Origin of the sequence: Actinomadura bangladeshensis, assembly GCF_004348335.1 — a bacterium.
Taxonomy (GTDB): Bacteria; Actinomycetota; Actinomycetes; order Streptosporangiales; family Streptosporangiaceae; genus Spirillospora; species Spirillospora bangladeshensis.
The window spans coordinates 19,018-29,948 of the sequence record NZ_SMJW01000091.1; the positions used below are offsets into that span (position 1 = coordinate 19,018).

Annotated in this window: 11 protein-coding genes; 10 read left to right on the forward strand and 1 reads right to left on the reverse strand. The window is 72.8% G+C overall.

The window, feature by feature from the left end:
- Positions 1 to 1,227: an iron uptake transporter deferrochelatase/peroxidase subunit gene (gene efeB / locus E1284_RS19115; protein WP_131940763.1), complete on the forward strand. Its 1,227-nt coding sequence runs from the start codon at positions 1 to 3 to the stop codon at positions 1,225 to 1,227.
- Between the two features lie 15 nt (positions 1,228 to 1,242).
- Here efeB and E1284_RS19120 read toward each other — a convergent pair whose 3' ends face one another.
- A complete protein-coding gene (locus E1284_RS19120) occupies positions 1,243 to 2,493 on the reverse strand; it encodes a molecular chaperone DnaJ (RefSeq protein WP_131940765.1) in 1,251 nt (416 codons plus the stop codon).
- A gap of 196 nt (positions 2,494 to 2,689) precedes the next feature.
- Between E1284_RS19120 and E1284_RS19125 the strand changes: the two genes are divergently transcribed.
- From E1284_RS19125 to E1284_RS19160, 9 genes are all read left to right on the forward strand, one after another.
- A complete protein-coding gene (locus tag E1284_RS19125; RefSeq protein ID WP_131940767.1) occupies positions 2,690 to 3,265 on the forward strand; it encodes a TerD family protein in 576 nt (191 codons plus the stop codon).
- Positions 3,266 to 3,363: 98 nt separating this feature from the next.
- Positions 3,364 to 3,942, forward strand: coding sequence for a TerD family protein (locus E1284_RS19130; RefSeq protein ID WP_131940768.1), 579 nt, complete (start codon positions 3,364 to 3,366; stop codon positions 3,940 to 3,942).
- A 62-nt stretch (positions 3,943 to 4,004) separates the two neighbouring features.
- Positions 4,005 to 5,126: a DUF475 domain-containing protein gene (locus E1284_RS19135; protein ID WP_131940770.1), complete on the forward strand. Its 1,122-nt coding sequence runs from the start codon at positions 4,005 to 4,007 to the stop codon at positions 5,124 to 5,126.
- A gap of 53 nt (positions 5,127 to 5,179) precedes the next feature.
- On the forward strand, positions 5,180 to 5,758 hold the full coding sequence (locus E1284_RS19140; protein ID WP_131940772.1) for a TerD family protein: 579 nt from the start codon (positions 5,180 to 5,182) through the stop codon (positions 5,756 to 5,758).
- 17 nt (positions 5,759 to 5,775) lie between these two features.
- Positions 5,776 to 6,945: an HpcH/HpaI aldolase/citrate lyase family protein gene (locus E1284_RS19145; protein WP_131940774.1), complete on the forward strand. Its 1,170-nt coding sequence runs from the start codon at positions 5,776 to 5,778 to the stop codon at positions 6,943 to 6,945.
- Positions 6,946 to 6,983: 38 nt separating this feature from the next.
- A complete protein-coding gene (locus E1284_RS41595) occupies positions 6,984 to 8,294 on the forward strand; it encodes a phosphoribosyltransferase family protein (protein WP_165965334.1) in 1,311 nt (436 codons plus the stop codon).
- Entirely contained in the window at positions 8,291 to 9,415 is a 1,125-nt protein-coding gene (locus E1284_RS41600) for a cysteine protease StiP family protein (protein ID WP_243714589.1), read from the forward strand. Before E1284_RS41595 ends, E1284_RS41600 begins: the two co-directional genes overlap by 4 nt.
- A complete protein-coding gene (locus E1284_RS19155; RefSeq protein WP_131940776.1) occupies positions 9,412 to 10,218 on the forward strand; it encodes an HAD family hydrolase in 807 nt (268 codons plus the stop codon). The genes E1284_RS41600 and E1284_RS19155 overlap by 4 nt, the downstream gene beginning before the upstream one ends.
- Before the next feature lie 123 nt (positions 10,219 to 10,341).
- A partial coding sequence (locus tag E1284_RS19160) for an MGH1-like glycoside hydrolase domain-containing protein (RefSeq protein ID WP_424923491.1) occupies positions 10,342 to 10,931 on the forward strand: 590 nt, incomplete at its 3' end.

Consider the following 10,931-nt stretch of genomic DNA (forward strand, 5'->3'; position numbering starts at 1 on the left):
ATGACCGAGGCGCGGCCGGGGATGTCCCGGCGCAGGATGCTGACCTTCTCCGGTGCGAGCCTGGTCGTCGGGGCCGCCGCCGGTGCGGGCATCGACCGGGCGGCGTCCGCCGGCGAGGACACCGGCGCCGGCGCCGCCGTCCCGTTCCGCGGCGCGCACCAGGCGGGCATCGCCACCCCCGTCCAGGACCGGCTGCACTTCGCCGCGTTCGACGTGACGACCGGCGACCGCGGCCGGCTCGTCCGGATGCTCAAGGAGTGGACCGACGCGGCCGCCGCGATGACCGCCGGCCGGCCCGTCGGCAACGGCGCCGTCGCCGGGTCGCCGGTCGCGCCCCCCGACGACACCGGGGAGGCGCTCGGCCTGCCGCCGTCCCGGCTCACGCTGACGATCGGGTTCGGGCCGACGCTGTTCGAGAAGGACGGCGCGGACCGGTTCGGCCTCAAGGCGCGCCGGCCGGCCGCCCTCGTCGACCTGCCGCACTTCCCCGGCGACAACCTCGACCCCGACCGCAGCGGCGGCGACATCGCCGTGCAGGCGTGCGCCGACGACCCGCAGGTCGCGGTGCACGCCATCCGGAACCTGGCGCGGATCGGGTTCGGCACGGTCTCGGTCCGCTGGTCGCAGCTCGGGTTCGGCAAGACGTCCTCGACGACCCCGGACGCGCAGACCCCGCGCAACCTGTTCGGGTTCAAGGACGGCACCGACAACATCGGCGCGGGCGACGGGGCGCTGCTGGACGAGCACGTGTGGGCCGGGAAGGACGACGGCTGGATGGCCGGCGGCTCCTACCTCGTCGCCCGCCGCATCCGGATGCACATCGAGACCTGGGACCGGACGTCGCTGCGCGAGCAGGAGGACATCTTCGGCCGCAGCAAGGGCGAGGGCGCCCCGGTGGGGGAGCAGAAGGAGCGCGACAAGCCCGACCTCGCGCGGATGAAGCCGGACGCGCACGTCCGGCTCGCCCACCCCGACTCCAACCGCGGGGCGCGGATCCTGCGGCGCGGCTACTCCTTCACCGACGGGTCCGACGGCCTCGGGCGGCTGGAGGCGGGGCTGTTCTTCATCGCGTTCCAGAGCGACCCGCGCACGGGCTTCATCCCGGTCCAGCAGTCGCTGGCCACCGACGCGCTGAACGAGTACATCCAGCATGTCGGGTCGGGCGTGTACGCGTGCCCGCCGGGCGTCCGCGAAGGCGGCTACTGGGGCGACACCCTGTTCGCCTAGGGGTTCGCCCAGCGGCTACCCCTGCCCGGCGCGCTCGGAGCGGATGCGGGTCACGACGTCCCCGGCGGCGGTTCTGATCGCCTCCAGCTCCTGGAGGTAGGCCCAGTAGTCGGGGTGGACGCCGGTGAGCCGCTTCGGCGCGTTCTCCAGCCGCTCGACGAGACCGTCCAGCACCCGGGCGTGCCGCGGCGCGGCCCCGCCCGGCTGCGCCATCGCGAGCCGCTGCGCGTCCCGGACGGCGAACTGGGCCTTCTCGGCGGGCTTCGCCGGGTCCGCGGCGACCGCCTTCAGCTCCTCCACCCGCCCGGTGACCTGCCCGGCGCGGCGGTCCGCGGCGTTGAGCTCGGTGCGCGCGGCGGTGAGCGCCCGCTGCGCCTCCTTCCACTCGGCGCGCGCGACGTGCGCGGACGCCTCGTTCAGCCGCTCCCGGGCCCGCGTGGCGGCCGCCTCGATGGCCTCGGGCGCGCCCCGCAGGTCCTGCCAGCACGCCTGCGAGTAGCCGCGCAGCAGCGCCCGCATCGCCTCCTGGACGGGCCCGACCCGGTTGCCGACGGCGTCCGCGCGGGTCCGGACGGAGGCGAGCGAGTTGCGCACCTTCTGCGCGAGCCGCGGCAGCTCGGCGGCGGCCTCCCGGGCCCGCTCGGCGATCGCGCGGACCTCCTCGGCGCGGCGGATCGCGCCGTCCAGCCCGAGCCCGCCGAGGCCCTTGGAGCCGAGCTGGGCGAGGATCTCCCGGGCGCGGGCCAGCTCGGCCTCCGGCTCGGAGGCGTCCATCCCGGCGTCCTTCGCGGCGGCGAGCGCGGCGTCGGCGGCGGCCACCGCGTCGCGGGCGGCGGTCAGCCGGGACGGGAGCTGGTCGAGCGCCGCCTCCAGCCGGGCCATCCTGGGGGCGAGCCGCTCGGCGAAGCCGTTCAGGTTCCCGGTGACCTGCCGCAGCCGCTCGGCGGACGCGACGAACGCGCGGCGGGCCGCGTCGTACTCGGCCGGTGACCGGTCCCGGTCATCGAGGTCGTGGGCGTCCAGGACGGAGATGTAGGCGACCGACGCGGCGTCGGCCGACTCCGACAGCAGGCCGAACTCCCGCCGGACGGGCGCGGCGGCGGCCGCGTCCAGGTCCTCGAAGACGGTGACGCGGCCGTCGATGTACTTCTGCGCCTGGTCCATGTCGTAGAAGGCGGCCGCGGCGGCCTCCCTGGCCTCGGTGGCCGCGACAGCCGCCTGCGCCCCCCTGCCGCCCCGGCGGCGCTGGTCGCCCGGTCCCCGCACCACTGCCTCCTCTCGTCCCTGCCCAGTCTGGCCCAGACGGCCGGTATTTCGCGCCCCGGGTGCCCGCGACCGCCCGCTGTGACGGGGAAAGCCGGCACGGGTTCACAACGCATGGAACGGATAGCATCGCTGCTACGTCGATAATGCTGGGCGCCGGATCGGCGTCCGCCACGGCATGCGATCTTGGAGGCCCATCGTGCCCGTCAGCCTGAGCAAGGGCGGCAATGTCTCGCTCACCAAGCAGGCACCCGGACTCACCGCGGTGATCGTCGGTCTCGGCTGGGACCTGCGCACCACGACCGGCACGGACTTCGACCTCGACGCCTCGGCCATGGTGCTGGACGGCTCCGGAAAGATCATCACCGACCAGCACTTCGTCTTCTTCAACAACCTGCGCACCCCCGACGGCGCGGTCGAGCACAGCGGCGACAACACCACCGGCGCGGGCGAGGGCGACGACGAGCAGCTCAAGGTCAACTTCGGTGCGATGCCGGCCGCGGCCGAGCGGGTCGCGTTCGCCGTGTCGATCTACGACGCCGACAGCCGCGGGCAGAACTTCGGGCAGGTCCGCAACGCCTACATCCGGGTGCTGAACCAGGCCGACGGCGCCGAGATGGCCCGCTACGACCTGTCCGAGGACGCCTCGATGGAGACCGCGATGGTCTTCGGCGAGCTGTACCGCAACGGGACCGAATGGAAGTTCCGCGCGGTCGGCCAGGGCTACGCCTCCGGGCTGGCCGGCATCGCGACGGACTTCGGCGTCAGCATCTGACCCGGCACCTCCTCCGGCACCTCATCCGGAACGTCTGACCCCGCGGCCCCCCGAGCCGCGGATCCGAACAGGAACACCAGGAAGGGAACGGCCCGAACATGGGAGTCTCACTCGCCAAGGGCGGCAACGTCTCACTGACGAAGGCCGCCCCGAACCTCACCGCGGTCACCGTCGGCCTCGGCTGGGACGTCCGCGCCACCACCGGCGCCGACTTCGACCTGGACGCGTCCGCGCTGATGCTCGGCGGCACCGGCAAGGTCATGTCCGACCAGCACTTCGTGTTCTTCAACAACCTGAGGAGCCCGGACGGCTCGGTCGAGCACACCGGCGACAACCTGACCGGTGAGGGCGAGGGCGACGACGAGTCGATCAACGTCGACCTCAACGGGGTGCCGGCCGAGTGCGACCGCATCGTGTTCCCGGTATCGATCTACGACGCCGACAACCGGAACCAGAGCTTCGGCCAGGTCCGCAACGCGTTCATCCGGATCGTCAACCGGACCGACGGCAACGAACTCGCCCGCTTCGACCTCACCGAGGACGCCTCCACCGAGACGGCGATGGTCTTCGGCGAGCTGTACCGCCACAACGGCGAGTGGAAGTTCAGGGCCGTCGGACAGGGGTACGCCTCGGGTCTGGCCGGCATCGCCACGGACTTCGGCGTCAACGTCGGCTGACGGCCGGCGCACCCCGCACCCGGCCGCCACGCCCGGCCGTCCTCACTAGCAGAGATACGCGCATGATTCTTCGCACCTTCGGTTGGTCCTTCGGCATCACGGCCCTCGGGCTGCTGGCCGCCTTCCTCTACGACGGGCCGACCGGGCTGGCCCTGGTCGCCGTGCTGGCGATCCTCGAGATCTCGCTGTCGTTCGACAACGCCGTGGTCAACGCCAAGGTGCTCGACCGGATGAGCCCCTTCTGGCAGAAGATCTTCCTCACCGTCGGCATCGCGATCGCGGTGTTCGGCATGCGGCTGGTCTTCCCCCTGCTGATCGTGGGCATCACCGCCAAGCTGGGGCCGGTCGAGGCGTTCGACCTCGCGCTCAACGACCAGCACCGCTACCACGAGCTGATGAACGGCGCCTACCCGATGATCGCGGCGTTCGGCGGCATGTTCCTGATGATGCTGTTCCTGAACTTCGTGTTCGAGGAGCGCGCCGAGAAGTGGCTGCCGTGGCTGGAGCGGCCGCTCGCGCGCATCGGCAAGCTCGACCAGCTGGCGGTGGTCGTCGCGGGCGGCTCGCTGGCGCTGGTGGCGTGGCTGACCGCCGACGACCCGGGCAACGTCATGATCGCGGGCGTGCTCGGCATGGTGACCTACATCCTGGTCAACGGGCTCGGCGAGCTGTTCTCCGAGGCGGGCGAGGACGACGAGGAGGAGGACGGCGACGGCGAGGGCCGCGAGGCCGCACCGGCGAAGTCCGGGCCGAGCTCGCTGGCGCTGGCCACCGGCAAGGCGGGGTTCTTCCTGTTCCTGTACCTGGAGGTGCTGGACGCCTCGTTCAGCTTCGACGGCGTCATCGGCGCGTTCGCCATCAGCACCGACCCGATCGTCATCGCGCTGGGCCTCGGCATCGGCGCCATGTACATCCGGTCGCTGACGGTCTTCCTCGTCCGCAAGGGGACCCTGCACGAGTACGTCTACCTGGAGCACGGCGCGCACTGGGCGATCGGCGCGCTCGCGACCTGCATGCTGATCAGCATCGGCCACCACGTGCCCGAGTGGATCACCGGCGGGCTCGGCGCCGGCCTGATCATCGCGGCGTTCGTCAGCTCCATCGTCCGCAACCGCGGCGAGGACGAGGACGCCTCCGGCTCCCCGTCCGGCGGCGGCAAGCAGCTGCACTCCAGCAACGTCTGACCGGTCCGACTCCACCCCCGCGACCAGCATCGATTCACCGAAGGAGCCGAACGATGTCGATCTCGCTGCAGAAGGGGCAGAAGGTCTCGCTCGCCAAACCCGGCGGCGGCACCCTCAGCCGGGTCCGGATGGGGCTCGGCTGGGACGCCGTCGCCAAGAAGGGCCTGTTCGGCAAGGGCCGGGCCCAGTCGATCGACCTGGACGCGTCCTGCCTGCTGTTCGACGCCGCCGGGAACCTCGCCGACCAGGTGTGGTTCCGGCAGCTGCGCAGCAAGGACGGGTCCGTCCAGCACACCGGCGACAACCTCACCGGCGCGGGCGAGGGCGACGACGAGGTCATCAACGTCGACCTGCAGGGCGTCCCCGCGAACGTCACCCAGCTGGTGTTCACGGTCAACTCCTTCACCGGGCAGGACTTCTCCCAGATCGCCAATGCGTTCTGCCGCCTGGTGGACGAGAGCACCGGCGAGGAGATCGCCCGCTACGACCTGAGCGGCGCCGGCCAGCACAACGCGCAGATCATGGCGAAGGTGACGCGGGACGGGCACGGCTGGTCGATGACGGCGATCGGCGCGACCGCGACCGGCCGCACCTTCCAGCACCTGCTGCCGGCCGTGTCCGCCCACCTGTGATGGGCTGACGGCCGTCCATGCGGCATTTCGACCACATCGACGCCGCGCGTCGCAAGCACCTGTTCTACCGGCATCCGCGCCCGTTCGACCGGCACGGCGACCCGGCGTTGCTGGCGGTGGCGCTCGGCGCGACGCTGTACAGCCCCGCCACCCGTCCCGGCCTCGCCGCCGACATCGAGCGGGCCGCGCGGCGGGGCGTGATGAGCATGGTCGTGTGCCTGGAGGACGCGATCGGCGACGACGAGGTCGCGGCCGGCGAGGCGAACCTGGTGGCGCAGTTCCGCGACCTGGACGCGGCCTGCCGGGAGCGCGGCGCGGAGGTGCCGCTGCTGTTCGTCCGGATCCGCGACCCGCGCCAGATCGGCGGCCTGCTCGGCCGGCTCGGCGGCGCCGCCGGGCTGGTCAGCGGGTTCGTGCTGCCGAAGTTCACCCCGGCGGGCGGCGGCGCGTTCCTCGACGCGCTGGAGGACGCCGCCGTCCGCACCGGGCTGCGGCTGCTCGCGATGCCGGTGATCGAGAGCCCGGAGGCGGTGTACGCCGAGACCCGCGCGGAGATGCTGGACGACGTGGCGCGGCTGCTGGCCAAGCACCGGTCGCGGATCCTCGCCGTCCGGCTCGGCGCGACGGACATGTCCGCCGCCTACGGGCTGCGCCGCCCGCCCGACCTCACGATCTACGACATCCGGCCGGTCGCGAGCGTCATCTGCGACGTGGTGAACGTGCTCGGCCGCGCCGACGGCACCGGGTACGTGGTGACCGGGCCGGTGTGGGAGTACTTCTCGGCGGGGGAGCGGATGTTCAAGCCGCAGCTGCGGCAGTCGCCGTTCGACGCGCAGCAGGCGGCGCCGCTGCGGCAGCGGCTGATCACCTCGGACCTGGACGGGCTGATCCGCGAGGTCCACCTGGACAAGGCCAACGGCCTCCTCGGGAAGACCGTGATCCATCCGAGCCACGTCGCGGCCGTGCACGCCCTGTCGGTCGTGACGCACGAGGAGTACTGCGACGCCGCCGACATCCTCGGCGTCGCCGGGGGCGGGGCGATGGCCAGTTCCTATGCCAACAAGATGAACGAGGCGAAGCCGCACCGCGCGTGGGCGCAGCGGCTGATGCTGCGGGCGAGCGTGTTCGGGGTCGCGGCGGAGGGCGTCACGTTCGTCGAGCTGCTGGAAGCGGCGGGCGGCCGGTGACGTCCTCCTGGGTCTCGTCGCGCCTCGGGGTGCGGCTCATGGACGGCTCCCGCCCGGTGGGGGCCGGGCTGTCGTCCCTCGTGGGGCTGGCCGTGCGGCGCAATCCGCGCCGTGCGCACCTGCTGGTGTCGGCCGTGCTGGGCAAGCACGTCCCGACGGATCCTCGGCTCGTGTACGGGTCAGGGCTGTCGCTGGGCGAGCTCGTGCGCGCACGCCTGCGGGGTGAGGACGCGGCCCATCCCGGCTCGCTCCTGCCGGACGCCCTGGGCGGTGTGCCGGGGGCTGCGGCCAGGTTGCGCGACCTCATGCGCGCACCCCGGGTTCCCGTGGACGCGATCGTCCTCGGCTACGCCGAGACCGCCACCGCCCTGGGGCATTCCGTGGCGGACGCCCTGGGCGGCGCCTACTACCTGCACTCGACGCGGCGTCCCGTCCCCGGCTTCGCGACCTACGGCGGGTTCGAGGAGGAGCACAGCCACGCCACGAGCCATCTGCTGCTGCCCGCCGATCCGGCGATGCTCGACCGCGACGTCCCGGTGGTGCTGGTGGACGACGAGCTGTCCACGGGCCGGACCGTGCTGAACACCATTGAGGCGCTGCACGCCGTCCGGCCGAGGGACCACTACGTCCTGGCGGCACTGGTCGATCTGCGCGGGCCCGAGGACCGGGCGCGCATGGACGGTATCGCCGACCGGCTGGGCACCCGCATCGACGCGGTCGCGCTGGCCGGAGGGCACGTCGAGCTACCGGACGGCATCCTGGAGGCGGGGCAGGCCCTCGTCGCGGGCCTGTCCGGCGATTCCGCTGTCCCGGACCGGCCGCCGTTCCAGGTGGCGCGGGTGGAGCTGGAGTGGCCGGCCGGTCTGCCGGACGGCGGGCGGCACGGCTTCCAGCCCGAGCATCGGGCACGCCTGGAGAAGGACCTCGCGCGTATGGCCGACGCCCTCGCCGCGGAGCTCGATGATGCGTCACGAGTGCTCGTGCTGGGGTTCGAGGAGCTGATGTACGCGCCGCTGCGTCTCGCGGAGGCGCTCGCCGACGCGCTGCCGTCCGTGGACGTCCGCTACTCGACGACCACGCGTTCGCCCGTGCTCGCCGTGGACGACCCCGGTTACGCGATCAGAACGCGGCTGGTGTTCCCGTCGCATGACGATCCCGCCGACGGGCCGGGGGAGCGGTACGCCTACAACGTGGTCGCCGGCTCCGGTCAGCGCGGGTTCGACCAGATCGTCTTCGTGGTGGACGACATCGGCGACACGGAGGCGCTCGCAGGCGGCCTCTTGGAGCGGCTGCGCGCGCTTGCACCGGTACTGGTCGCCACTGTCCCCGCCTATGGGAGGGATTCGTGAAGCCGCTGAACGGGCCGCTGTACGGGCCGTCCTTCGGCAGCTACCCGGCGGAGGACGTCGCCTGGCTGCTCAAGGACCTCTCGCATGTGCGCCTGGAGGCGCCCACGGAGGAGCGCGAAGCGGCGATCCAGGCGGGACGCGCCCACTACGCCGAGTCGCTCCCGGTCGAGTACCAGCCCGGCCCGGAGTACCGGCGGCTGTTCCACCGGGCGCTGGAGGCGTCGGCGGAGCGGCTCGCCTACGCGACCGGGCTGGTCACCGAGATGATCCTCGCCGAGCGTGGGCCGGGCGCCGTCCTGGTGTCGCTGGCGCGGGCCGGGACGCCCGTCGGGATCCTGATGCGCCGCTGGGCGCGGTACGCGCACGGCCTCGACCTCCCGCACTACGCCGTCAGCATCGTCCGCGGCCGGGGCATCGACACCGCGGCGCTGCGGTACCTCGCCGAGCACCACGACCCCGCGTCCGTGATGTTCGTGGACGGCTGGACGGGCAAGGGCGCCATCACGCGGGAGCTGACCGCCGCGCTGGCGCCGCATCCGTTCCCGTCCGACCTGGCCGTCCTCGCCGACCCGGGGCGGTGCACGTCGCTCCACGGGACGCGCGACGACTTCCTGATCCCGTCCGCGTGCCTCAACTCGACGGTGTCGGGCCTGGTCAGCCGGACGGTCCTGAACGCCTCGCTCATCGGGCCGGGCGACTTCCACGGCGCGAAGTTCTACCGGGAGCTGGCGGGCGACGACGTGTCCGGCGTGTTCCTCGACGCCGTCGCCGCGCGGTTCCCGGACGTCGCCGAACGCGTCGCGAAGGGCCTGCCGGATCTGCGCGCCGCCGACCGCGCGCCCGACTGGTCCGGGTGGGAGGCCGTCCGGCGCTGCGCCGAGGCGGAGGGGATCGACGACCTCAACCTGGTCAAGCCGGGCATCGGGGAGACGACGCGGGTGCTGCTGCGGCGCGTCCCGTGGAAGGTGTTCGTGCGGGCCGACGCCGGCCCCGAGGTGACGCACATCCGGCTGCTCGCCGACGAACGCGGCGTGCCCGTCCACGAGGTCGAGCCCGACCGGTTCCCCTATGCGTGCATGGGGTTCATCCATCCCCGCTTCGGCCAGGGAGCCGTTCAGTGACCGTCCTGGTGTGCTCGGACCTCGACCGTACGCTCATCTACTCCGCGGCCGCGTTCGCCCTGGACGGGCCTGACGAGGCGATGCCGCGCCTGCTGTGCGTGGAGTTCTACCAGGGGGCGCCGCTCTCCTACATGACGGAGGCTTCCGCGCGCACGCTCGAAGTCCTGCCGACGGCCGCCACGCTCGTTCCCACGACGACGCGCACGCCGGAGCAGTACCGCCGCGTTCACCTGCTGGAGAAGCCGCCCGCGTACGCCATCTGCGCGAACGGCGGCCACCTCCTCGTGGACGGCGAGGACGACCCGGAATGGGCCGAGACCGTCCGGTCCCGTGTCGCGGACGGGTGCGCGCCGCTCGCGGACGTCCAGCACCGGCTCGCCCAGTCGAGCGGTGACTTCGTCCTGAAACAGCGCACGGCCTCCGACCTGTTCGCCTACACGGTCGTCGACCGGGCCGCGCTGCCCGCCGGCTGGGTCGAGGACCTCACCGGCTGGTGCGCCGAACGCGGCTGGCGGACGTCCCTGCAGGGCCGCAAGGTCTACTGCCTGCCCGCGTGCCTCACCAAGGCCGCCGCCGCCGAGGAGGTCGCCCGCCGCGCCGGAGCGTCCACGATGCTGGCCGCCGGCGACTCCCTCCTCGACGTCGAACTGCTCGAGGCCGCCGACCTGTCGATCCGCCCCGCCCACGGCGAACTGCACGACACCGGGTGGACGTCCCCCCGTACCACCGTCACCGCCGCCCGCGGCATCGCCGCAGGCGAGGAGATCGCGGAATGGCTCCTGGAACGCGCGGCGGAACCGTGAATAATCACGGCGCACTTCCCGCCCGCGTTGAGAATCGACACTCCCGCAGGGGTCGCCGTCACCGCGATCTGAGGTGACAATCACGGTGAGCCCCTCCCACGCCGAGGAGGTCACCTGGACCACATGAGCTCCCGTCTGACCGGTGACGAGACCGCGCTGTGGAAGGCCGCGGCCCGGGTCCTGGACGCCAACTGGACGGGGACGGCGACCGCCGCGTCGCCCGGCCTCTACCCCCACCAGTGGAGCTGGGACGCGGCGTTCATCAGCATGGGCCTCGCCCGCCACCGCCGCGACCGCGCCGAAGCCGAACTGCTGTCGCTGTTCCGCGGCCAGTGGGCCGACGGGATGCTCCCGCACATCGTCTTCAACACGAGCCTCGCCCGGCACGCGTTCTTCCCCGGGCCCGAACTCTGGCGCAGCGAACTCCAGCCGGACGCGCCGCACGGCGTCCACACCTCCGGGCTCACCCAGCCGCCGCTGCACGCCCTCGCCGCCCTGCGCCTCCACGAATGCGCCACCGACCTCGACGGCAGCCGCGCGTTCCTCGCCCGCCTCTACCCGATGCTGACCGCCCAGCACCGCTACCTCGCCCGCGCCCGCGACCTCGACTCCAGCGGCCTCATCGCCATCTGCCACCCCTGGGAGTCCGGGCTCGACAACAGCCCCGCCTGGGACCGCCCCCTCGGCGCCCTGCGGCTCCCGCCGTCCTCCTA

Bases quoted from the DNA above. Each gene is read 5' to 3' on its own strand.
- efeB (WP_131940763.1), top strand. From the start codon at position 1: ATGACCGAGGCGCGGCCGGGGATGTCCCGGCGCAGGATGCTGACCTTC.
- E1284_RS19130 (WP_131940768.1), top strand. From the start codon at position 3,364: ATGGGAGTCTCACTCGCCAAGGGCGGCAACGTCTCACTGACGAAGGCC.
- E1284_RS19135 (WP_131940770.1), top strand. From the start codon at position 4,005: ATGATTCTTCGCACCTTCGGTTGGTCCTTCGGCATCACGGCCCTCGGG.
- E1284_RS19140 (WP_131940772.1), top strand. From the start codon at position 5,180: ATGTCGATCTCGCTGCAGAAGGGGCAGAAGGTCTCGCTCGCCAAACCC.
- E1284_RS19145 (WP_131940774.1), top strand. From the start codon at position 5,776: ATGCGGCATTTCGACCACATCGACGCCGCGCGTCGCAAGCACCTGTTC.
- E1284_RS41595 (WP_165965334.1), top strand. From the start codon at position 6,984: ATGGACGGCTCCCGCCCGGTGGGGGCCGGGCTGTCGTCCCTCGTGGGG.